At 61.4% G+C, this 22202-nt stretch carries 18 protein-coding genes; 11 read left to right on the top strand and 7 right to left on the bottom strand.

The annotated features are described in order from the left end of the window. The first annotated feature begins 40 nt into the window (after positions 1 to 40). A complete protein-coding gene (gene fucA, locus ABLV64_RS11670) occupies positions 41 to 688 on the top strand; it encodes an L-fuculose-phosphate aldolase (RefSeq protein ID WP_002915470.1) in 648 nt (215 codons plus the stop codon). Positions 689 to 715: 27 nt separating this feature from the next. After that, complete coding sequence (fucO, locus tag ABLV64_RS11665; protein ID WP_348843271.1) at positions 716 to 1864, top strand: lactaldehyde reductase; 1149 nt, start codon at positions 716 to 718, stop codon at positions 1862 to 1864. Between the two features lie 58 nt (positions 1865 to 1922). On the opposite strand, the gene xni is transcribed toward fucO, so the two are convergent. Both xni and ABLV64_RS11655 read right to left on the bottom strand, forming a co-directional pair. Then, positions 1923 to 2678 (bottom strand): flap endonuclease Xni, encoded by a 756-nt coding sequence (gene xni, locus ABLV64_RS11660; RefSeq protein ID WP_102006720.1) that lies wholly within the window; start codon positions 2676 to 2678, stop codon positions 1923 to 1925. Positions 2679 to 2774: 96 nt separating this feature from the next. Then, entirely contained in the window at positions 2775 to 4718 is a 1944-nt protein-coding gene (locus tag ABLV64_RS11655) for a sigma-54-dependent Fis family transcriptional regulator (RefSeq protein ID WP_004205531.1), read from the bottom strand. Between the two features lie 272 nt (positions 4719 to 4990). On the opposite strand from ABLV64_RS11655, the gene ssuD reads away from it, so the two are divergent. The 8 genes from ssuD to ABLV64_RS11615 all read left to right on the top strand — a co-directional run bounded on the left by ssuD (position 4991) and on the right by ABLV64_RS11615 (position 14525). Next, on the top strand, positions 4991 to 6163 hold the full coding sequence (ssuD, locus tag ABLV64_RS11650) for an FMNH2-dependent alkanesulfonate monooxygenase (protein WP_348843270.1): 1173 nt from the start codon (positions 4991 to 4993) through the stop codon (positions 6161 to 6163). A gap of 46 nt (positions 6164 to 6209) precedes the next feature. Further along, complete coding sequence (locus ABLV64_RS11645; RefSeq protein ID WP_064189520.1) at positions 6210 to 7607, top strand: FAD-dependent oxidoreductase; 1398 nt, start codon at positions 6210 to 6212, stop codon at positions 7605 to 7607. A 73-nt stretch (positions 7608 to 7680) separates the two neighbouring features. Continuing rightward, positions 7681 to 9087, top strand: a complete 1407-nt coding sequence (locus tag ABLV64_RS11640; protein WP_023319027.1) for an LLM class flavin-dependent oxidoreductase — start codon at positions 7681 to 7683, stop codon at positions 9085 to 9087. Next, positions 9084 to 10106, top strand: a complete 1023-nt coding sequence (locus ABLV64_RS11635) for an ATP-binding cassette domain-containing protein (RefSeq protein WP_023319026.1) — start codon at positions 9084 to 9086, stop codon at positions 10104 to 10106. Before ABLV64_RS11640 ends, ABLV64_RS11635 begins: the two co-directional genes overlap by 4 nt. Beyond that, complete coding sequence (locus tag ABLV64_RS11630; RefSeq protein ID WP_348851554.1) at positions 10103 to 10801, top strand: methionine ABC transporter permease; 699 nt, start codon at positions 10103 to 10105, stop codon at positions 10799 to 10801. Before ABLV64_RS11635 ends, ABLV64_RS11630 begins: the two co-directional genes overlap by 4 nt. Beyond that, the gene (locus tag ABLV64_RS11625) at positions 10798 to 11676 is read left to right on the top strand and encodes a MetQ/NlpA family ABC transporter substrate-binding protein (protein WP_004205538.1); all 879 of its coding nucleotides are present in this window, start codon (positions 10798 to 10800) and stop codon (positions 11674 to 11676) included. The genes ABLV64_RS11630 and ABLV64_RS11625 overlap by 4 nt, the downstream gene beginning before the upstream one ends. 193 nt (positions 11677 to 11869) lie before the next feature. After that, complete coding sequence (locus ABLV64_RS11620) at positions 11870 to 13291, top strand: MFS transporter (RefSeq protein ID WP_348843268.1); 1422 nt, start codon at positions 11870 to 11872, stop codon at positions 13289 to 13291. A 10-nt stretch (positions 13292 to 13301) separates the two neighbouring features. Continuing rightward, positions 13302 to 14525, top strand: a complete 1224-nt coding sequence (locus tag ABLV64_RS11615) for an acyl-CoA dehydrogenase family protein (protein ID WP_004205543.1) — start codon at positions 13302 to 13304, stop codon at positions 14523 to 14525. Between the two features lie 45 nt (positions 14526 to 14570). Here the strand turns inward: ABLV64_RS11615 and ABLV64_RS11610 are convergent, their stop codons facing one another. From ABLV64_RS11610 to queF, 5 genes are all read right to left on the bottom strand, one after another. Beyond that, positions 14571 to 15512 (bottom strand): sulfonate ABC transporter substrate-binding protein, encoded by a 942-nt coding sequence (locus ABLV64_RS11610; RefSeq protein ID WP_032456530.1) that lies wholly within the window; start codon positions 15510 to 15512, stop codon positions 14571 to 14573. A gap of 131 nt (positions 15513 to 15643) precedes the next feature. Further along, complete coding sequence (locus tag ABLV64_RS11605; RefSeq protein WP_348843267.1) at positions 15644 to 17011, bottom strand: L-serine ammonia-lyase; 1368 nt, start codon at positions 17009 to 17011, stop codon at positions 15644 to 15646. 65 nt (positions 17012 to 17076) lie between these two features. Further along, positions 17077 to 18366: an HAAAP family serine/threonine permease gene (locus ABLV64_RS11600; RefSeq protein ID WP_004205549.1), complete on the bottom strand. Its 1290-nt coding sequence runs from the start codon at positions 18364 to 18366 to the stop codon at positions 17077 to 17079. Positions 18367 to 18866: 500 nt separating this feature from the next. Further along, complete coding sequence (ppnN, locus tag ABLV64_RS11595) at positions 18867 to 20234, bottom strand: nucleotide 5'-monophosphate nucleosidase PpnN (protein WP_004205551.1); 1368 nt, start codon at positions 20232 to 20234, stop codon at positions 18867 to 18869. Positions 20235 to 20345: 111 nt separating this feature from the next. Continuing rightward, positions 20346 to 21191, bottom strand: coding sequence for an NADPH-dependent 7-cyano-7-deazaguanine reductase QueF (gene queF, locus ABLV64_RS11590; RefSeq protein WP_217324714.1), 846 nt, complete (start codon positions 21189 to 21191; stop codon positions 20346 to 20348). Positions 21192 to 21259: 68 nt separating this feature from the next. On the opposite strand from queF, the gene syd reads away from it, so the two are divergent. Then, positions 21260 to 21805, top strand: coding sequence for a SecY-interacting protein (gene syd / locus ABLV64_RS11585; protein ID WP_004205553.1), 546 nt, complete (start codon positions 21260 to 21262; stop codon positions 21803 to 21805). Positions 21806 to 22202 lie beyond the last annotated feature (397 nt).

Below are 22202 nucleotides of genomic sequence, written 5' to 3'. Positions count from 1 at the left end.
CTGCCGTTGACGGATGATGAGTCGCTAAAAGAGGAAAACAATGGAAAGAAACAGACTGGCCCGGCAGATTATCGATACCTGCCTGGAAATGACCCGCCTGGGGTTAAATCAGGGGACCGCCGGCAATGTCAGCGTGCGCTATCAGGGGGGGATGCTGATCACGCCCACCGGCATCCCGTATGAAAAACTGACGGAAGACAAGATCGTCTTTATTGATGCCGACGGTCAGCATGAGCAGGGAAAACTGCCCTCCAGCGAATGGCGTTTCCATCAGGCGGCCTACCAGACGCGGCCCGATGCCCAGGCGGTAGTTCACAATCACGCAGTCCATTGTACGGCGGTGTCGATCCTCAACCGACCCATTCCGGCCATCCACTATATGATCGCCGCCGCCGGCGGGAATTCGATCCCCTGCGCGCCCTATGCCACCTTCGGCACCCGCGAACTGTCTGAGCATGTCGCGGTGGCGCTGAAGCACCGCAAAGCCACGCTGCTGCAGCATCATGGCCTGATCGCCTGCGAGGCCAGCCTGGAGAAAGCGCTCTGGCTGGCGCATGAAGTGGAAGTCCTGGCCCAGCTCTATCTCAGCACCCTGGCGATTACCGACCCGGTCCCCGTGCTGGATGACGAGGCGATCGCCATCGTGCTGGAGAAGTTTAAGACCTACGGATTACGCATTGAAGAGTGATGCCGCAACCCTAACAGGAGAGACGCGATGGCAAACCGAATGATCCTCAACGAAACGGCGTGGTTTGGCCGGGGGGCGATAAACGCATTAACCGATGAAGTGATGCGGCGCGGTTATCGCAAGGCATTGATCGTGACCGACAGGACCCTCGCGAAGTGCGGCGTGGCGGCAAAAGTCACTGACAAACTGGACGCCGCCGGGCTGGCATGGGACATGTTCAGCGACGTGATCCCGAACCCCACCATCGCCGTGGTTCAGCAGGGGTTGCAGGCCTTTCAGCGCAGCGGGGCGGATTACCTGATCGCCATCGGCGGCGGTTCGCCGCAGGATACCTGTAAGGCGATCGGTATTATTCAGCGTAACCCGGCGTTCGCCGATGTCCGCAGCCTGGAGGGGCTGTCGCCCACCCGTCAGCCCAGCGTGCCGGTCTTCGCGGTGCCGACCACCGCGGGGACCGCGGCGGAGGTGACGATTAACTATGTCATCACCGATGAAGAACAGCGGCGCAAATTCGTCTGCGTCGACCCGCACGATATTCCGCAGGTGGCCTTTATCGATGCCGATATGATGGACGCCATGCCGCCGGCGCTGAAGGCGGCCACCGGCGTGGACGCCCTGACGCACGCTATCGAAGGGTACCTCACTCGCGGCGCCTGGGCGTTGACCGATGCGCTGCACCTCAAGGCCATCGAGATCATCGCCGGCGCGCTACGCGGCTCGGTTGCCGGCGACGCCGGAGCGGGGGAAGCTATGGCGCTCGGCCAGTATGTGGCGGGAATGGGATTTTCCAACGTCGGGCTTGGCCTGGTGCACGGCATGGCGCATCCGCTCGGCGCTTTTTACAACACGCCGCACGGCGTGGCGAATGCCATCCTGCTGCCGCACGTGATGCGCTTTAATGCTGAGGCGACCGGGGAAAAATATCGCGATATCGCCAGGGCGATGGGCGTCAAAGGGGAAGCGTTAAGCCTGAGCGCCGCGCGTCTGGCGGCGGTGGAGGCGGTGGGCCAGCTAAACCGCGATGTCGGTATTCCCGGCCATCTGCGCGAGGTGGACGTCAGGAAAGAGGATATTCCGGCGCTGGCCCAGGCGGCGCTGGCGGATGTGTGTACCGGCGGCAACCCGCGCGAGGCGAGCCTGGCCGATATCGTCGAGTTATATCAGGCGGCCTGGTGAGGGGCCGGCCCGGGGGAAGCAGGCGGTGCCGCCGCGCCGGCACCACGCTCGGGTAGGGTCAGCGCGTCAGCCGCAGCTGCTGCAGATTACCATCCAGCTGGAGGTCGGCCTGCAGGCGGGCCACTTCCCGGCAGGTGAAGGCCATCTCCTGATGCGCTGCCAGCTTTTTGCGCCACTTTTCCGGGACCTCTGCCAGGCGGGCATACAGCCCCTCCAGGTCCTGAAACTCGTTCAGCAGCTGGGCGGCGCTTTTCGGGCCAATGCCCGCCACGCCCGGCACCTTCGAGCTGCTGATCCCCGCCAGCCCCCAGTAATCCGCCAGCTGCTCCGGGGTGACGCCGAACTCACTGGCGATGAAGGGGGCGTCCAGCCAGCGCTTCTGAAAGTAGTCGCGGATGCGGATGGTGGGCGACAGCAGCTGGCAGTAGCCTTTGTCGGTGGAGACAATGGTGGCCTGATGGCCCGCCTGGGCCACCTTCACCGCCAGGGTGGCGGCGAGATCGTCCGCTTCGCTGCCCGGCGAGGCCCAGCAGCGGATCCCCCGCTGTTCGAAGGCGGCCCGCAGCGCCGGCATCTCGGCGACCAGCGTATCCGGCATCGGCGCGCGGCCGGCTTTGTACTCCGGCAGGCGCTGGTGGCGCCAGCCGTGGGCGCGATCCTCATCATCAAACACCGCCACCGCGTGGGTGGGCTGACTGTGGACAATCAGCTGCTCCAGCGCATGCAGGCAGGTATCGACGCAGGGTGAACCCTGCACCGCGTGGATGCGGCGGATCAGATTTAACGCGTCGACGATTAACAGATGAACAGCCACAGATACCCCCTTATTCTCAGCGTCTTTAGGGTAACACCGCCATCGGATCGAGGCTATCTGCGCCTGAACAATCAGGAAGATAACGCGCAATTTTCGCTAACCGACCGCCATCAGCGAGCTGGCGACGCCGGGCGCGGGCTCGCCGTACCACACCGCTTCCCGCACCGGAACCGGTTTGGTGATAAGCCCGAGGGCGTAAAAGCGATCGGCGATGGTCTGCTGGGCGCGGATCACCGACAGATCCATCGGCCTTGGGCGATGGCTACGGCGGGCGAGGGCGATGCGCAGCGACCGGGCGTCAATCCCCAGCTCTGCTGACAGTAAGCGGGCCGCTTCGCCACGATGCGAGTCGATAAACTGCCCGGTGTGGGTCAGCTCCGTCAGCAGGCGGCGCATGATATCGCCGTGCTGAGCGAGATAGTCCCGTCGCGAGAGATAAAACTGATGGTTGTTAACCCGTCCTTCGCCGCTGGCGACCACCCGCAGCTCGCCGGTGTGTTCGGCGTCGCTGAGCAGCGGATCCCACATCATCCAGGCGTCCACCGCCAGATAGTCGCTGGCGGTCAGCGGGTATTTCGGCGGGGTATAGACCACCCGCACGTCGTTCAGCCCCAGCCCGGCGTCCTCGAGGATCTGCAGCAGCAGCCAGTGAACATTCGACCCTTTATTGAGGGCGATGCGTTTTCCGCGCAGATCGCTGAGCTGGCGAATGTCGCTCTCCTGCGGGACGACCATCGCCACGCTGCGCGGCGCCGGCGGCTCCCACGCCACGTACATCAGTTCGCTATTGCTGGCCTGGGCGAACACCGGCGGCGCTTCTCCGGTGGTGCCAAAGTCGATCTCGTTGCAGGCGAGGGCGTGAAGGAGCTGCGGTCCGGCGGGAAACTCGCTCCACAGCACGTTGACGCCGAGGCTGGCGAAGGCGGTCTCCAGACTCTGGCGGGCTTTCAGGATCCCGAGGCTGCCGAAGCGCTGGTAGCCAATGCGCAGCTCGCGATCGGCCCCGGTCGCGCTGGCGAACGCCCGCGGCGGCGCAGGCGGACGGCGGCGGCTTTTGATCAGTCCGAGGTTAGCGAGCTGGGTGCGTAAGGTATGCCGACTGATCCCTAACAGCGCGGCCGCCTGGCTCTGATTATCGTCGCAATGCGCCATGGCGTGGCGGATCAGCGCGCTGGTCACCCGCTGCCACAGCGGCTCGCCGGGAAGCGCCAGCTGGTGGCGAATAAAGTCGTCCAGTTCATGATCGCTCGCCGGCGACGGGGCGTCGTTGAGCGTCGCCAGGCGCAGCTGGGCGGGGCTAATCTCCTCTTCTTTACTGAGCAGCACCGCGTTGTGCAGGGTGTTTTCCAGCTCACGAATATTACCCGGCCACGCATAGTCCATCAGCCGGGCCAGCGACTCCGGCGCCAGACGCAGGGTTGGCCGGCCGAGGCGGCGGGCATAGAGCGATAAAAAGTGGTGCGCCAGCTGCGGGATATCCTGCCGACGCTGGCGCAGCGGCGGCAGCGGCACCACCGCGATATTCAGCCGATAGTAGAGATCTTCGCGAAAGCGGCGCTCGCGGATTGCCTGGGCCAGGTCGACGTGAGTGGCGGCAATTACCCGGACATTCACTTTAATCGCTTTGCGCGAGCCGACGCGGGTAATTTCGCGCTCCTGCAGCACCCGTAACAGCTTGACCTGCAGGGGCAGGCTTAATTCGCCGATCTCGTCCAGCAGCAGCGTCCCCCCTTCCGCGGCTTCAAACCAGCCGGGCTGTCCCTGCTGCGCGCCGGTGAAGGCGCCTTTCTCATGGCCGAACAGTTCGGCTTCGGCAAGGCTCTCGGTTAGCGCGCCGCAGTTAACGGCCAGAAACGGCTGCTGGCGGCGGGGACTGTGGTGATGGAGATAGCGCGCCACCACCTCCTTGCCGGTGCCGGTTTCGCCCACGATCAGCACGGTAGCCTCCGTCGGCGCGAGCTTGTCCAGCAGGCTCTGGAAAGCCTTCGATGCCGGGTCGATCAGCGCGGGCGCGGTGGAAGGGGATTCTGGGTTCAGCATAGCGGGCCTCCGGTCGTTGACCTCCTGAACTTATCCTGCGGCGGCGGCGGAAACCAGAGGGGGAAAGGCCGACGGCTGTTGCAAATGCGCCAGCGGATGCGCGGCGGCTGCGGGATTTGCAACAGCACGACGCGCGTGGGATGTTTTCAATTCCTTGATTTTAAAAATGTAATTTTTTATTCACCATTGGCATGATTATCGCTAACACTCATATAACCAAATTAAAACTTCTCTTCGATAAATATCGGATATGGTTATATAGGAAATAGATAATGACGCAGCAAGTTCCCGACAAGATCAATGTCTTCTGGTTCTTACCTACCCATGGCGATGGCCGCTATCTGGGCACCACCGAGGGTGGACGTCCGGTCGATTTACCTTATCTGCAGCAGGTGGCGCTGGCGGCCGACAGCCTGGGTTATTACGGCGTGCTGATCCCCACCGGTAAAAGCTGTGAAGATTCGTGGCTGGTGGCCTCGGCGCTGGCGCCGTTGACCCGCCGTCTGCGCTATCTGGTGGCGGTCAGACCGGGTCTGCAGCCGCCCACTCTGGCGGCGCGGATGGCGGCCACCCTCGACCGTTTATCGGAAGGACGGCTGCTGATCAATGTCGTCACCGGTGGCGACCCGGTGGAAAACAAAGGCGATGGCATCTTTCTCAGTCACAGCGAACGCTACCAGGTGACTCGCGAATTTCTCGACGTTTACTCCCGCCTGCTGCGCGGGGAGAAAGTGGACTATCACGGGGAGCATATTCATGTCGAGGGGGCGGAAGTGCTGTTTCCGCCGGTTCAGGAGAATGGCCCGCCACTCTATTTCGGCGGCTCTTCTGAGGCGGCTATCGATGTGGCGGCCGAACAGATCGACAGTTATCTAACGTGGGGCGAACCGCCGGAACTGGTGGCCGAGAAGCTGGCGGTGGTGCGCGAGCGCGCCGCGGCCCGCAGGCGCACTCTGCAATATGGCATCCGTCTGCACGTTATCGTGCGCGAAACGGAAGAGGAGGCGTGGGCCGCCGCCGACCGGCTGATCGCCCATCTTGACGACGACACCATCGCTCAGGCGCAAAAGATCTTCGCCCGCATGGACTCGGCTGGCCAGGCGCGGATGAGCGCCCTGCATCAGGGATCGCGCGACAATCTGCGTATTGCCCCTAATCTGTGGGCCGGCGTCGGGCTGGTGCGCGGCGGCGCGGGTACCGCGCTGGTGGGTAACCCTCAGCAGGTGGCGGAGCGCATCCGCGAATATCAGGCGCTCGGCATCAGCAATTTTATCTTTTCCGGCTACCCGCATCTGGAAGAGGCACACCGCTTCGCTGAGCTGGTGATGCCTCTGCTGCCGCTGGAAAACGCGGCCTCGTCGAAGGCGCGCAGCGTGAACACCGGTCCGTTTGGCGAAACCATCGGCGGCGATAAGCGCCCGGTGCGCCAGGCCAGCGCCAGCTGATGGCCAGGAGCGCGACCATGAGACAGCATACCGGAGGAGGGCGGCGATGAGTGCAGAACCGCATATCGTGATTATCGGCGGCGGCTTTAGCGGCGCGGCGGTGGCGATTGAGCTTCTGCGCCTGGCGCCGAACGGGGTGCGCGTGACGCTGCTGGAGCCGCGTCAGACTCCCGGCGCCGGGGTAGCCTACTCCACCGCGGAGCCGACGCACCGGATTAACGTCCCGGCCGCCCGTATGCAACTGACCGGTGATGAAGAGGGCGCCTTCGATCGCTGGTACCGCCGTCAGCCTGCCTTTGCCGCCGATGCACAGGCGCTGCGCCCGGACGGTTCCGTCTACCCTCAGCGCGGCCAGTTTGGTCGCTATGTGGCACAGCGTTTTTCCGACGCCGCGGCCGCCAGCGGCGGACGGCTGCGCCACCTGCGCGATCGGGCGTTCGCTTTTGATCAGGGGACGGTTCGCACCGAGGGTGGACTGCAGCTTAAGGCCGACCTGCTGGTGCTGGCGATCAGCCATCCACCGCCTTCGCTGCCGGCGCAGGCCGAAGCCTGGCGTCACCATCCGGCGCTGATTGCCAACCCGTGGCAGCCTGGCGCGCTCGACGCCATCGCCCCGCACGCCCGGGTGGCGGTGATGGGCACCGGATTAACCATGGCCGATACGGTCGCGACGCTGGACCGGTTGGGCCACCGCGGCAGTATCATCGCCTTTTCGCGCCACGGCCTGCTGTCGCGCGGTAACCTCAGCGGCGCGGGGGCAGCATGGCCCGGCGACTATCAGCAGGGCAACTTGCGCCAGCGCCTGCGCCAGATCCGCCTCGATGTGGCGTATGCGGCGCAGCAGGGCCTGAGCTGGCAGGTGGTGCTGGATGCGGTCCGCCAGCAGGGGCAGCGGATCTGGCAGGCGCTCAGCGTCGCCGATCGCCAGCGTTTTCTGCGCCATCTGCGCCATTACTGGGATGTCCACCGCTACCGCGTGGCGCCGCAGGTCGCCGAGGTGCTGGAGGCGCGCCAGCGCACGGGCAGTCTGCAGGTGCAGGCGGCCAGGCTACAGTCGATGAGCGCTGAAGGCGAGACGCTACGTCTGACGCTGGCGCGGCGCGGCGGCGGCGTGCAGACCCTGAGCGTCGATCACCTGATCCTGACGACCGGACCCGCGCACCGTGCCCTAACCGACAGCCAGCCATTTTTACAGGACCTTGCCCGCCGCGGCCTTATTCGCGCTGATGCTCTCGGCATGGGCCTGGAGGTGGACAGCCGTTCCCGGGCAGTGGCTGATCCGCAGGTTGAGGCGCCGCCGGTGCTGGTGGCCGGTCCGGCCGCCCGCGGGCGTTTTGGCGAACTGATGGGCCTGCCGCAGGTAGCCGACCATGCCGCTGAGGTGGCGGCGCAAGCGTTACTCACGCTCGGGATCCCGCAGGACTCCCGATGTCCAGCGTACTGAATACCTCCCTTTACCTTCCCTGATTCATTTTGACGCGTGCGCCCCGGCGACGGGCCGCGCTATGGAGATTGCTATGTCATCACAACGTGAAATTCGTCTTAACGCTTTCGATATGAACTGCGTCGGTCATCAGTCGCCGGGCCTGTGGGCGCATCCCCGGGATCGCTCCTGGCAGTATAAAGATCTGGAGTACTGGGTGGATCTGGCGCGACTGCTGGAGCGCGGCAAGTTCGACGGGCTGTTTATCGCCGACGTGCTTGGCGTCTACGACGTGCTGAACGGCAGCGGCGACGCGGCGATCCGCCAGGCGACGCAGGTGCCGGTCAACGATCCGCTGGCCCTGATCACTCCGATGGCGCTGGTGACGGAGCATCTGGGCTTCGGTCTGACCGCCTCGCTGTCGTTTGAGCATCCTTACCCCTTCGCCCGTCGTCTGTCGACGCTCGACCATCTGACCAAAGGGCGGGTGGGCTGGAACATCGTCACCTCCTATCTGGAGAGCGGGGCGCGCAATATCGGCCAGCAAACTCAGACCGACCACGACACCCGCTATGACTATGCCGATGAGTATTTGCAGGTGATCTACAAACTGCTGGAGGGAAGCTGGGAGGACGGGGCGGTGCTGCGCGACAGAGAGCGCAAGATCTTCAGCGATCCGCGGAAAATCCATCCCATTAACCATCAGGGACAGTTCTTTTCCGTGCCGGGGATCCACCTCTGCGAGCCATCCCCGCAGCGCACACCGGTACTGTATCAGGCGGGAGCGTCCAGCCGCGGCAAACAGTTCGCCGCCGGCCATGCCGAATGCGTCTTCGTCGCTGCGCCGTCGAAAGTGCTGCTGAAGAAGACGGTGGCGGATATTCGCCGCCGGGCGGCTGAGGCCGGGCGCGATCCGCACAGCATTCTGATCTTCAATCTGCAGACGGTAATTGTTGGCGACACCGACCGCGAGGCGCAGGCGAAATGGCAGGAATATAAGCAGTACGTCAGTTATGAAGGCGCGCTGGCGCTGCTCTCCGGCTGGACGGGGATTGATTTCGGCCAGTATCAGCCGGATCAGGTGCTGAAGTATCTGCACACCAACGCCATTCAGTCGGCGGTGGAGGCCTTCTCCACTGCGGACCCGAACCGGCAGTGGACGGTGCAGGCCCTGGCCGACTGGGCCGGTATCGGCGGCTTCGGCCCGCTGGTGGTCGGCAGCGCGCAAACCGTGGCGGACGAACTGCAGTCCTGGGTCGAAGAGACGGATGTCGATGGCTTTAACCTTGCCTATGCCGTCACCCACGAAACCTTCCGCGACGTCGTCGAGCTGCTGGTGCCAGAGCTGCAAAAGCGCGGCGTCTTTAAGCAAGAGTACCGTGAGGGGACCCTGCGCGAAAAACTGTTCGGCGCCGGTCCGCGTCTGGCCGCGCCTCACCCGGGCGCCAGCTACCGACGCGATGCGCGCACGGCGGCATCGGTAGAGGAGAAGGTGACATGATCGCTATCGATGATCTGCATAAAAGCTACCGCACGGCGGATGGCCGGCTCAGCGCGGTGCTGAAAGGGCTATCGCTGCAGGTGCCTGAGCGCTCCATCACCGCGGTGGTGGGGCCGAGCGGCGCCGGTAAATCAACTCTCGCGCGCTGCATCAGCCTGCTGGAGCGCCCGGACAGCGGCAGCATTCGTATCAATGGCCTGGATCTGTCGGTGCTGTCCGGCGAGGCGCTGCGCCGGGAGAGGCGGGCGATTGGCACCGTTTTCCAGTCTTCGGCGCTGCTGAGCCGCAGGACCGCCTGGGAGAATGTCGCCCTGCCGCTGGCGTGGCTTGGCGTGGTGGAGCGCGATATCAAGGCGCGGGTCGGTGAGCTGCTGGAGAGCGTCGGCCTGAGCCACAAAGCGGATGCCTGGCCAGCCCAGCTCTCCGGCGGCCAGCGCCAGCGGATCGCCATTGCCCGCGCGCTGGCGCTGCGCCCGTCCGTTCTGCTGGCGGATGAAGCCACCTCCGGCCTCGATCCTCAGGCCACGGCCTCGGTGCTGACTCTGCTCAAGCGGCTGCGTGATGAGTACCAGTTGGCGATCGTCCTGATCACCCATGAAATGGACGCCGTGCGCTCGGCGGCGGATGCGGTGGCGGAGATCCGCGACGGGACGATCGTCCAGTACGGGCGGCTCGAAGATCTGCTGGCGCGTCCCGATTCCCTGCTCGGCCAGCAGCTGTTGCCGCTGACGCCGGCGGCAGCGGCCCACAGTGATTTGCTGCTGCGTCTGAGCTACCGCTGGGATGTGCCGGTGGCCACCGACTGGATCAGCCGCCTGAGCCAGCAGTGGGCGCTGCAGATCGATCTCCTTGGCGGCCACGTCGAGGTGATTAACGGTCGGCTGGCCGGTCGTCTGCAGGTTGGAGTGCGCTTTCAGGGCGAACGCCTGTCGCCCGCGCGGCTGCAGGGCCTGCTGGCGCAGCTCGGCATGACGGCGGAGATCCTCGACAGCGCGCCGTTGCTCAGGGAGGCGGTATGAAACCGACAGTCATCAGCCAGGACACCCCCTGGAGCGAAATCCCTTCGCTGCTGCTTCCCGCCTATGGCGAAACCTGGCTAATGGTGGCCATTGTAATGCTGTTTGTCGTCACGCTGGGAGGGCTGGTGGGGGTGGTGCTATTTAACGCCTCGCCGCGGGGATTATTTCCGCACGCACTGCTGTACCGGCTGCTGAACTGGGTGGTCAACATGGGACGTTCGCTGCCGTTTCTGGTGCTGATGGCCGCTATTATCCCGTTCACTTACTGGCTGACCGGCACCACGATTGGCATCCCCGCCGCGGTGGTGCCCATGATCGCCGCCGGCGTCCCGTTCTTTGGCCGTCTGGTGGAGAACGCGCTGCGCGAGCTGCCGGCGGAGGTCACCGCGGTGGGCGTCGTCTGCGGTGGATCGCGCGGGCAAATCATTGCCAGCGCGCAGCTCAGTGAAGCATTGCCGGCGCTGGTGGCGGCGGTGACGCTAAACCTGGTCTCGATGATCGAGTATTCGGCCATCGCCGGGACCATCGGCGCCGGGGGCATCGGCTACCTGGCCGTGGTGTACGGCTATCAGCGCTTCGACAACCATATCATGATCGCGACGATCGTGGCCCTGATCGCCACGATCCAGGTGATTCAATTTTTGGGTGACCGCCTGGTCAACCGTTTACGCCACACGCAGGGGAACCTTGTATGACAACAGAGCAATTTGAGTTACGTAAAGCGCGGCGCTGGCCCTGGCTGGCGGCGCTGGCGGTGATTATCCTGCTCGCCATCGCTTTCTGGTGGTGGCGGGGACATACCCAAAGCCAGCAGGTGGTCTTCGGCAGCACGTTAAAAATTCACTACGAGCCGGCGATGGCCGGCGAGCAGCGGATTATTGAGTATATTAATCAGCATATTGCGCCCGATTACGGCCTGAAGCTGGAGGCGGTGGGGGTGCAGGATCCGGTTCAGGCTGACCGCGCGGTAGCGGAAGGACAGTATGCCGGGACGATCTATCAGCATCAGTGGTGGCTTAAACAGGTGGTGGACGCCAATGGCTTTGCGCTGTCGACTACGGTGCCGGTGTTCCAGTGGGCGTTTGGCATCTATTCCGACCGCTACTCGTCGGTACAGGCGTTGCCCAACGGCGCGACCATCGTGGTGCCTGACGACGGCGCCAATCAGGGACAGGCTCTGTGGCTGCTGCAGCGCATTGGTTTGATCTCGCTCGACCCGGCGGTAGAGCCGCGCACGGCGAAGCTGAAAAATATTGTCGACAACCCGCATCAGTTTGTCTTTAAAGAGCTGGATCTGCTGACCATGCCGCGGGCGTTAAATTCGGTGGATGCCGCCATCGGCTATGTCTCGCAATTTGACGCCGGGAAAGTGCCGCGTGAGAAAGGCATTTTATTCCCGCCGGCGCCGCGCACCTTTGCTTCGCAATTAGTGATTGGTACGCCGTATTTATCGCAGGAAAATATCGTCAAATTAAAACAGGCCTTTTCTGACCCACGGATCCAGACGTGGTTAAAAACCACCAACGATCCGCTGGTAAAAGACGTATTAGTTCCGGTATCGGCGGAATAAGCGTCCTGCACGACGTCTCTTTTCGTTGTTATTTACTTCCTTTTAGGATGCGCGAAAGCGCGTCCTTTTTGTGCTGGTGATTTTAATTAACTTATTGATTATATTGATTTTTATAGTATGAATTGTTGTTTTGATTCTCGCCGCTCGAGGTTTATAACCGCTGATGACCTGCACAAAATAATAAGGTGAAAAAATGAGTACATTACCAGTGGATAATCCCGGTATCGCTTCGGTACCGGTCAGTAGCGTCGGGGATGTGGCGCGGCTAATTAATTCCGGCAGGGAACAGGCGAAATATGCGCGGATGATTGTCTTCCTCGCGCTGGGCGGCGTTTTTCTCGACGCGTATGACTTAACCACGCTCTCTTACGGTATTGATGACGTCGTGCGTGAATTTCAGCTCTCGCCGCTGCTGACCGGCCTTGTGACCTCCTCCATTATGGTCGGGACCATTGTCGGCAATATTATTGGCGGCTGGCTGACCGATAAATATGGTCGCTATTCGGTGTTTATGGCCGATATGTTCTTTTTCGTTATTTCGGCTATCGCCGCCGGGCTGGCGCCAAACGTCTGGGTGTTGATTGGCGCTCGCTTCCTGATGGGCATCGGCGTCGGCATCGACCTGCCGGTGGCGATGTCCTATCTGGCCGAGTTTTCCCGCTTTGCCGGCAAAGGCAACAAAGCGGCTCGCCTCGCGGCGTGGTGCCCGATGTGGTACACCGCCTCAACCGTCTGCTTTCTTATTATCTTCGGTCTCTATTTCCTGTTGCCGCAGGAGCATCTTGACTGGCTGTGGCGCGCCTCCCTGCTGTTCGGCGCCGTGCCGGCGCTGCTGATTATCGCCGTCCGCAGCCGGTTCATGAACGAATCCCCGCTGTGGGCGGCAAACCAGGGCGATCTGACCTCTGCGGTGCGCATCTTACGCGACTCCTGGGGGATCCATGCCCATGAGGTCCCGACGGCGAAGCCGGCGCCGGCGCCGAAAGTGAGCTTTCGCGTGCTGTTCGAAAAACCCTACCGTGAGCGGACTATCGTCGCCGGGGTGATGAATATCTGTATCTCCTTCGAGTACACGGCGATTGCCTTTTTCCTGCCGTCAATTCTTGCCCAGTTTCTCGGGGCTGGCGTCTTCGAAACTATTTCGGCATCACTGGGGCTGAACGCCCTGTTTGCCTTTACCGGCGGGCTGCTTGGTATGCATCTGGCGTGGAAATATCCTTCGCGTCATGTGGCGATAGCCGGCTTTGCCCTGCAGTTTGTGGCGCTGATTGTGCTGGCGCTGGTGGGGCAACCGCACGCGACGGCAGGCATCGTACTGGCCATCGCGATGCTGGGACTGTGGCTGTTCGCCGAAGGATTTGGCCCGGGGGCGCAGCTGATGATCTACCCGGCGCTCTCCTATCCCACCGCCATTCGCGCCACCGGGGTCGGTTTCAGCCGGGCGCTCTCCGGGATCGGCAGCGCGCTGGCGCTGTTTATTCTGCCGCTGCTGCAGGCCTCGCTCGGCACGCAGATGTTCTGGGTGGTCTCGCTTGCCGCCATTATTCCCATTTTCTTCCTGCTGGCGGTCCGTCATGAACCGACACGAGAAGATATTGACGCAATTCATGAATAAGGAACCGACTATGACCTTGCTCTCCACTGGCACCGATTATGACGCGCTGGCGGCCGCCTTCCGCCCGATATTCACCCGCATCGCCCAGGGCGCCGCGGAGCGCGAACAGCAGCGCGTTCTGCCCGAGGAGCCGATCCGCTGGCTGAAAGAAGCGGGCTTCGGCACGCTGCGTATCCCGCGCGAGAAGGGCGGCTGGGGCGCTTCGCTGCCGCAGCTCAGCGCGCTGCTGATTGAGCTGGCGCAAGCGGATTCTAACCTGCCGCAGGCCCTGCGCGCGCACTTTGCTTTTGTGGAAGATCAGCTGAATCAGCCGGATTCCGCCGGGCGCGACCGCTGGTTTCGTCGCTTCCTTGACGGCGAGCTGGTGGGCAGCGGCTGGACGGAGATCGGCGCGGTTAAGCTGGGGGACGTGAACACTCGGGTGACGCCGGCAGAGGGCGGCTGGCGACTCGACGGCGAGAAGTTCTACAGCACCGGCGCGCTGTACGCCGACTGGATCGATGTGTTTGCCCGGCGCAGCGATACCGGTGGCGATGTGATTGCCCTGGTCAGCACCCAACAGCCCGGCGTGGCGCGGGAAGATGACTGGGATGGCTTTGGCCAGCGGCTGACTGGCAGCGGGACCACCCGCTTCACCGACGCCCGGGTGGAAACCGACCACGTCTACGACTTTGCCCAGCGCTTTCGCTATCAGACCGCCTTCTATCAGCATGTGCTGCTGGCGACCCTCGCGGGCATCGGCCTGGCGGTTGAGCGGGATGCCGCGCAGGGCGTCAAACACCGGTCCCGGATGTACAGCCACGGCAACGCCGCCGTACCGCGCGATGATGCCCAGGTTCTGCAGGTCGTTGGGCAGATTAGCAGCTGGGCATGGGCGACCCGGGCCGCGGTCCTGCAGGCCGCAGAATCGCTGCAGCAGGCCTATGTGGCGCACGTCAGCGACGACGAAGCGCTGATCGCCCGGCGCAACCAGCTGGCGGAAGTGGAAGCGGCGCAGGCGCAGGTGATCGCCAGCGACTGGATCCCGCGGGCGGCGACGGAGCTGTTCAATGCCCTCGGAGCGTCGGATACGCGTACCCGTCTGGCGCTGGACCGTCACTGGCGCAATGCGCGGACGGTCGCCTCGCATAATCCGGTGATTTACAAGGCGCGCAATATCGGAAACTGGCTGGTGAACGGTGAGGCGCCGACCTTCATCTGGCAAATTGGCAATGGTGAGAAAACGGCGGGATAAGTCCGTCGGCGACGGGGGGCGCAATGCCTCCCGCCGCCGGGAAAACTAAGGTTTATCCAGCGACCAGGTGGCGCTGCGTACGTCGACTTTCACCGGCAGCAGGCCGATGCGCGTAAAGGTATCCGCCAGCGCCTGCTGTTCGTTATACACCGCCGGCGTCATGCGTTCAGCGCCGTAGGGCAGGCGGGCCAGGGTCTTCAGCCAGATGGCTTTATCCAGCCCGGTTGAGGTCGACAGGAGGCCGGCGGCCTCGTCCTGATGGCTGTTCGCCCACACACTGAGTTTACCCAGCTCATCCACCACCTGTTTTGCCGTCTCCGGGTAGGTATCCGCAAACTTACGGCTGGCGAGATAGAAGGTGTAGTGCGGCACCAGCCCCTCGGCGTTGCGTATTTGTCGGGCTTTCGCGTTGGTTTCCACTTCCGCGAGGAACGGATCCCAGATCACCCACGCATCAATCGCCCCGCGCTGGAAAGCGGCGCGGGCGTCCGCCGGCGGCAGATAGACCGGGGTGATGTCTTTATAGCTGAGGCCCGCTTTTTCCAGCGCGGCGACCAGCAGGTAGTTGACGTCGGACCCCTTGTTCAGCCCCACGCGCTTGCCCTTCAGATCGGCTACGCTGCGGATCGTCGACTGCTCCGGGACCACAATCGCTTCCGTTTTTGGGTTAGCGGGGGAGTGGGCAAGGTAGACCAGATCGGCTTGTGCCGCCTGGGCAAAGGCCGGCGGCGCATCGCCGGTGGCGGCCAGATCGATACTGCCGACGTTGAGCCCCTCCAGCATTTGCGGACCGGCGGGGAATTCGACCCAGCGGACGGCAATGCCCTGTTTTTTCAGGCTCTCATCCAGGGTGCCGCGATATTTCAGCAGCGCGAAGATGTTCGCCTTTTGATAGCCGATGTTGACGGTCTCCGGCGCTTTGGCCAGCGCGGAGGCGGAAAGGGCGGCGAGGACCAGCAGCCAGGCGGGGCGGAATCGGTTGGACATTGTCTGTTCTCCTTAGCGTTTTGCGTAAGGTAACAAACAGCGCTTATAACCATTAAATAACTAAATTTTAATTGATATAACAAAAGGTGGGTGAGAGGGCCCGCCGCGGCGACGCGTGGCGGGCCAGCAGGTTAATCGCAGGCGACAATCTTCATCGCCAGACCACCGCGGGAGGTTTCCCGGTACTTGGCGTTCATGTCTTTGCCGGTTTCGTACATGGTCTCAATGACTTTATCGAGGCAGACGCGCGGCTCGCTGGTCCGGCGCAGCGCCATTCGCGCGGCGTTGACCGCTTTCACGGCGGCGATAGCGTTGCGTTCGATGCAAGGCACCTGCACCTGGCCGGCGACCGGGTCGCAGGTCAGACCGAGGTTATGCTCCATGGCGATCTCTGCCGCGATGCACACCTGGCCCGGGCTACCGCCCAGCAGTTCCGCCAGACCGGCCGCCGCCATTGAGCAGGCGACGCCCACTTCACCCTGGCAACCCACTTCGGCGCCGGAGATCGAGGCGTTCATCTTATACAGCGAACCAATCGCGCTGGCCACCAGCATATAGCGGGCCAGGGAGTTGCTGTTCACCTTGCGGATAAACTTGTCGTAATAGGCCAGCACTGCCGGCACGATACCGCAGGCGCCGTTGGTCGGCGCGGTTACCACCCGGCCGCCGGCGGCGTTCTCTTCGTTCACCGCGAGAGCGAACATATTGATCCAGTCGACCACCGCCATCGGGTCGCTGTTGGTGGTGTCCTGGCTCACCAGCATGCGGCGCAGCGCGGCGGCCCGGCGCGGAACGCGCAGTTTGCCCGGCAGGACGCCTTCGGTGGTAATGCCGCGCTCAATCCCGGCGCTCATCACTTCCCACACCGCGGCGAAGTGTTGCTCCAGTGCCTCTTTACTGTGTAGCGCCAGTTCGTTCTGCATCATCAGACCGGAGAGCGACAGCCCGGTTTCGCGGCAGTGACGCTGCAGGTCGGCGGCGTTTTTATAGGGGTAAGGGACGGCCACCGGCGCGTCGGTGGTCTGGCCGAAGTTCGCTTCATCGACGATAAAGCCGCCGCCGATGGAGTAGTACGTCTGGCTGTAGAGCACCTGGTCGCCGGCCAGGGCGGTGATGCGCATGCCGTTCTCATGCAGCGACAGGTTGTCGGCATGGAAATTCATGCACTGATCGACCGGGAAGTCCACTTCGTGCTGGCCGTTGGCCAGCATCAGGCGACCGTGGGTGTTAACGTCCTGAATAAATCCTGGAATGGCGTCAATGTCGACGGTGTCCGGCAGGTTGCCGGCGAGCCCCATGATAATCGCGATATCGGTATGGTGGCCTTTACCGGTCAGGGAGAGGGAGCCGTAGACGTCGACGACGACTTTGCTCACCTCGGCCAGCAGGCCGCGCGCGATCAGGTCGTCAGTAAATTGTTTGCCCGCTTTCATCGGTCCAACGGTATGGGAGCTGGAAGGGCCAATGCCGATTTTAAAGATATCGAATACGCTGATCATATGTATTCCCGTGCTGTCGGAAAGCGCGCCGCCGGTAAGCGGCGCGGGGGGAGGTGTTGACTGAATTAGCTGAACAGCGAGTAGAAGATCGCGGAGATGGCAATCAGACCCATAATCACCACGAAGACGTTGCTGACGTGGCCGCTGTATTTACGCATCGCCGGCACTTTCTGAATCGCGTACATCGGCATCAGGAACAGGATCATCGCGATAATCGGGCCGCCGAGGGTCTCGATCATGCCGAGGATGCTCGGGTTCAGCGTCGCTACAATCCAGGTGGTAACCAGCATGAACAGCGCGGTCAGCTTGTTCAGTTTGTTGATTTCGATCGATTTGCCTTTACCGCGCAGGGACTTAATCACCATGCCATTAAAGCCTTCGCGGGCGCCAAGGTAGTGGCCGAGGAAGGATTTGGTGATGGCGATCATCGCGATGATCGGCGCCATCCAGGCAATGATTGGCGCGTTAAAGTGGTTCGCCAGGTAAGACAGAATCGAGATGTTCTGCTCTTTCGCCGCCGCCAGGTCTGCCGGAGAGAGGCTCAGGACGCAGCTGAAGACGAAGAACATCACGGTCAGCACCATCATGATGTGGGCGCGAGCCAGGATGCTGGAGCATTTTTTCTCGGCGCCTTCGCCGTACTCTTCACGCTTGGCAACCGCGAAGGAGGAGATGATCGGCGAGTGGTTGAAAGAGAAGACCATTACCGGGATCGCCAGCCACAGGGTCATCAGCAGGCCGTTGCCGGTGACGGAGGCGCCGCTCAGGGAGAGGGTCTCCAGCGCCGCGCCGTTCCACTGCGGGATCAGGTACAGCGCCAACACCATCAGGGCGATAACGAACGGGAACACCAGCACGCTCATCGCTTTTACAATCATCTGCTCACCGAAACGCACGATAGTCATCATGCCGACGATCAGGATCAGCGACAGAATAGCGCGCGGCGGCGGCGTCATGTGCAGCTGGTGCGCCATGAAGCTTTCGACGGTATTGGTGATCGCCACGCTGTAGACCAACAGGATTGGATAGATAGCGAAGAAGTAGAGCAGGGTAATCAGCTTACCTGCGCCTACGCCGAAGTGTTCTTCAACCACTTCAGTAATGTCTTCGCCCGGGTTTTTGCCGGAGAGCACGAAGCGGGTCATACCGCGGTGGGCGAAGAAGGTCATCGGGAAGGCCAGAATCGCCATGATAATCAGGGGGATCATGCCGCCGACGCCGGCGTTGATCGGCAGGAACAAGACGCCCGCGCCGATCGCTGTACCGTACAGGCCCAGCATCCACATGGTGTCGGTTTTACGCCATCCGCTGCGGGTTTCGCCCGAAACGATGGTGCTGGTTTGAGTGGTTTCCATCTGTATCTCCTGGAGGAATCAACAAAATCTAATGAACAAATACAATTGCGTAACACGAAATTCGTTTAATTACGGTTTTTTTAGAAATTTTCTCCGTAATAATTGGGCCGGAAAGATACATTTATATGGTTTATGCATCAGTGATCGCGATCTCAAATGCAATAATCCACTTTCAATGTGCGTATTTTTAGTCCAACAGCCTGTTTCTGGTGATCAGCCAGCGATTTGTGGCGCGCAGGCTACCATTTGCAGCATATGAGATAAAAGCGGGGCGGCGTAATAACGAGGGATTTACTGTAAAAAAGAGAAGTGGTCGACGTTTTTGCGCTTAAAACCATTTTTTGCAGTGATAATTGTCGCAGTTTTTACTAACGCAAACGATTGGCTATGTAAAAACAATTCAGGTGTTTGATTAGTCACAGAAAGGTTTTTGGCGCGTTTTGGAAGTCAGAGAAAGCGTGCCCGCCGGGGCAACAGGCGCTGCCCCGGCGGGACGGAAATCAGGCGATGATTTCGTAGCAGGGAATATAGGCGGTACCGCCAGGAAGCTTCATGCGGTGCTGGGCGACGAAGCCCTGCAGCAGATCGTCCATGCGGCGCATCATCTCCGGGTCGCCGTGCAGCTTGTATGGACCGTACTGCTCGATGGCCTGGATGCCCACCTCTTTGACGTTACCTGCGACAATGCCGGAGAAGGCGCGGCGCAGGTCGGCGGCCAGCACTTCCACCGGCTGGTCCGGGGAGAGTTTGAGGTTGGCCATGTTTTCATGGGTCGGATCAAACGGCATCTGCAGGTCCGGCGAGATACGAATCGACCAGTTGAAGCTGTAGGCGTCGTCGGTCTCGCGACGGCTCTCTTTCACCAGCGGCATCGCTTTTTTCATCTGCCGCGCCACTTCCGCCGGGTCGTCGATGATGATCCGGTAGTGGCGACGGGCGGATTCGCCCAGGGTATGGGTGATAAATTCGTCCAGCACGCGGAAGTAGTCAGCGCTCTCTTTCGGTCCGGTGAGGATCAGCGGCAGCACCTGCGCTTTGTTATCCGGATGCATCAGAATACCCAGCAGGTAGAGCAGTTCTTCGGCGGTGCCGACGCCGCCCGGGAAGATGATGATCCCGTGGGCGATGCGCACGAAGGCCTCCAGACGCTTTTCGATGTCCGGCATGATGATCAGTTCATTGACCAGCGGGTTTGGCGGTTCTGCGGCGATAATGGACGGTTCGGTCATGCCGATAAAGCGGCTGTCTTTGTAGCGCTGCTGCGCGTGGCCGACGGCGGCGCCTTTCATCGGCGCTTCCATCGCGCCAGGCCCGCAGCCGGTGCAGATATTCAGTTCCCGCAGTCCCAGCTGCGTACCGACGCGGCGGGCGTAGAGATATTCGTTTTCGTTGATCGAGTGGCCGCCCCAGCAGACGATCATGTTCGGCGCTTCGCCGACGTGTAGCGCGCGGGCGTTGCGCAGGATCGAGAACACCAGGTTGGTGATATGGACCGAACTTTCGAGATCGAGGTTCGGGAAGCGAACGGTATTGTGGATCTGGCCGTACACGAAGAGGATGTCGCGCAGTACGGCGAACAGGTTGGCCTGCAGGGAACGAATAATGCGCCCGTCAACGAAGGCGTCTTCCGGCGGGTTGATCAGTTCCAGCTTCACGCCGCGTTCGCGACGTAGCACGTTAATATCGAAATTTTCAAAACGGGACAGGAGCTCCTTGCTGTTATCGGTCAGGCTCCCCGAGTTGAGCACAGCAAGCGAGCAGTTGCGAAACAGTTGATACAGGTCGCTGCTGGCGGTGCGCTTAAGCATATCCACTTCCAGCTGCGACAGCATATCCATTGAACCAAGCGGGCTAACATGTGTAATCAAGTGAACTCCTTACAGGACGCTTATGGTCTTCCTGTGATTACAATAGCCCTGCGAGCGGCGTTTTCACAACCTTGCGCGCGCCTAAACGCACGCAAATTGTGAAAATGTTTATTATTGTCGGGCGAGGCGGCCGGTGGCAGGGGAAAAGTCGCCGTTGCTGCGCCAGGGGTTGATATCCAGACCACCGCGTCGCGTATAGCGGGCGTAAACGGAAAGCGATTCCGGCTGGCAGAAACGGAGAATATCGTTAAAGATGCGCTCGACGCATTGCTCATGGAATTCGTTATGGTGGCGGAACGAAACCAGATAGCGCAGGAGCTGCTCGCGGTCGATTTTCGCCCCACGATACTGGATCTGCACCGAGCCCCAGTCCGGCTGGTGGGTGATCAGGCAGTTGGACTTCAGCAGATGGCTGACCAGCGTCTCTTCCACGATTTTGCCGCTGGCGGCGCCCTGCAGGTAGTCGGCGCTGAACTGATAGCTATCGATCTCGATATCCTGATCGTCGATGCAGGCGCCGTGCAGGTGGGCAATCGGCTGGCCTTCCAGTTCATCCAGCCGATACAGCGAGACCTTGACCCCGCCCTGGGCGCAGGCGCTCAGATCGCGGGTCAGCGTCTCTTCAACCTCCTGCCAGCTGGCGAAACGCGTCTGGTTGAAGCTGTTGAGATAGAGCTTAAAGCTTTTTGATTCCACCAGATTGACGGTGGTGTCGGGCAGTTCGACGTGGCCGACGGCCACCTGCGGCAGGCCTTTGCCGTTCAGCCAGGAGAGTTCGTAGAGCGTCCAGATATCGGCGCCGTGAAATGGCAGGTTGTCGGCATGCAGGCCAAGCGGGTCGCGGTTAAGGCTGCGCGGAACGCCCTGCAGCAGCGAGGCGTCATAGGTATCGCGGTAATCGGTTGATTTACCGAGCGTCAGGCCGGCCAGCGCCTGATGATTATCGTAAGAAGACATGTTTCACCATAGTAAAGCGGGTACACTATTACCCCAGTGTATCCTGTCTAACGTGAAGAGAGAAACCGGTGGACCATCAGACCGCAGAAGCGCTGCATGCTTTTACCCAACGTTATTGCGCCGCCTGGCAGCAGCAGCGCCACAGCCTGCCGCGCAGTGAAGAGCTTTACGGCGTCCCGTCACCTTGCGTCGTCGACACCCAGGACGAGGCCGTTTTCTGGCAGCCGCAGCCGTTTTCGCTGGCGCAAAATATCAGTGCGGTTGAACGCGCCCTGGATATTGTGGTACAACAGCCGCTTCATTCTTATTATACCACTCAGTTTGCCGGCGATATGACCGGCCGGTTCGCCGGCGAAACGCTCACGCTGCTGCAGACCTGGAGTGAAGAGGATTTCCAGCGGGTGCAGGAAAACCTCATCGGGCACCTGGTGGTGCAGAAGCGGCTGAAGCTGGCGCCGACGCTGTTCATCGCTACCCTCGAGAGTGAACTGGATGTCATTTCCGTCTGTAATCTCAGCGGTGAAGTCGTCAAAGAGACCCTCGGCACCGCCAAACGCCTCACCCTTTCCCCCTCGCTTGCGGGTTTCCTCAACCAGCTTGAGCCGGTGCTGTAATCCAGTCTGCCTGGTCATTTGTGAGAGATCTCTTACAAAACCTGTAAGAGATCATCATCATTTAAGGCAAATTTAATCCAATCTTTTTTTGTTAAGTTATTGGTATTAAATTAGATCTTAATTTTTTCGTCCTTTTGAGTGGGGACTAATCTTAAGAGATTGTCTCAAGAAGGGTTGTAAGAAGAGGCAGAATCAGTGATCCTATGTCTGTCGACAGGAAGTCGCGAAATGAAGCGAACATCAGGATGATGGCGCTTCTGCAGGACCCGCCAGGATGGCGTTGCAAGGACAGGCTTCAGGATGAAGCAAGGATAACGCAGGATCGCGTAATGGACACCTCCAGGATGGAGAATGAGAGCCGCTCAGGATGAACGGTGGATCAGGAAGATCGGGACAA

This window comes from Klebsiella sp. JB_Kp031, assembly GCF_040064295.1.
In the GTDB taxonomy this organism is placed as follows: domain Bacteria; phylum Pseudomonadota; class Gammaproteobacteria; order Enterobacterales; family Enterobacteriaceae; genus Klebsiella; species Klebsiella quasipneumoniae.
The sequence above is the reverse complement of the archived record's forward strand: the minus strand, read 5'-3'. Positions and strand labels throughout refer to the sequence as shown.

Bases quoted from the DNA above. Each gene is read 5' to 3' on its own strand.
- fucA (WP_002915470.1), top strand. From the start codon at position 41: ATGGAAAGAAACAGACTGGCCCGGCAGATTATCGATACCTGCCTGGAA.
- ABLV64_RS11635 (WP_023319026.1), top strand. From the start codon at position 9,084: ATGATCGCTATCGATGATCTGCATAAAAGCTACCGCACGGCGGATGGC.
- ABLV64_RS11610 (WP_032456530.1), bottom strand. From the start codon at position 15,512: ATGTCCAACCGATTCCGCCCCGCCTGGCTGCTGGTCCTCGCCGCCCTT.
- ABLV64_RS11605 (WP_348843267.1), bottom strand. From the start codon at position 17,011: ATGATCAGCGTATTCGATATCTTTAAAATCGGCATTGGCCCTTCCAGC.
- ssuD (WP_348843270.1), top strand. From the start codon at position 4,991: ATGACGCAGCAAGTTCCCGACAAGATCAATGTCTTCTGGTTCTTACCT.
- ABLV64_RS11640 (WP_023319027.1), top strand. From the start codon at position 7,681: ATGTCATCACAACGTGAAATTCGTCTTAACGCTTTCGATATGAACTGC.
- queF (WP_217324714.1), bottom strand. From the start codon at position 21,191: ATGTCTTCTTACGATAATCATCAGGCGCTGGCCGGCCTGACGCTCGGT.
- ABLV64_RS11615 (WP_004205543.1), top strand. From the start codon at position 13,302: ATGACCTTGCTCTCCACTGGCACCGATTATGACGCGCTGGCGGCCGCC.
- fucO (WP_348843271.1), top strand. From the start codon at position 716: ATGGCAAACCGAATGATCCTCAACGAAACGGCGTGGTTTGGCCGGGGG.
- ABLV64_RS11655 (WP_004205531.1), bottom strand. From the start codon at position 4,718: ATGCTGAACCCAGAATCCCCTTCCACCGCGCCCGCGCTGATCGACCCG.
- ABLV64_RS11630 (WP_348851554.1), top strand. From the start codon at position 10,103: ATGAAACCGACAGTCATCAGCCAGGACACCCCCTGGAGCGAAATCCCT.
- ABLV64_RS11600 (WP_004205549.1), bottom strand. From the start codon at position 18,366: ATGGAAACCACTCAAACCAGCACCATCGTTTCGGGCGAAACCCGCAGC.
- ABLV64_RS11620 (WP_348843268.1), top strand. From the start codon at position 11,870: ATGAGTACATTACCAGTGGATAATCCCGGTATCGCTTCGGTACCGGTC.
- ABLV64_RS11645 (WP_064189520.1), top strand. From the start codon at position 6,210: ATGAGTGCAGAACCGCATATCGTGATTATCGGCGGCGGCTTTAGCGGC.
- ABLV64_RS11625 (WP_004205538.1), top strand. From the start codon at position 10,798: ATGACAACAGAGCAATTTGAGTTACGTAAAGCGCGGCGCTGGCCCTGG.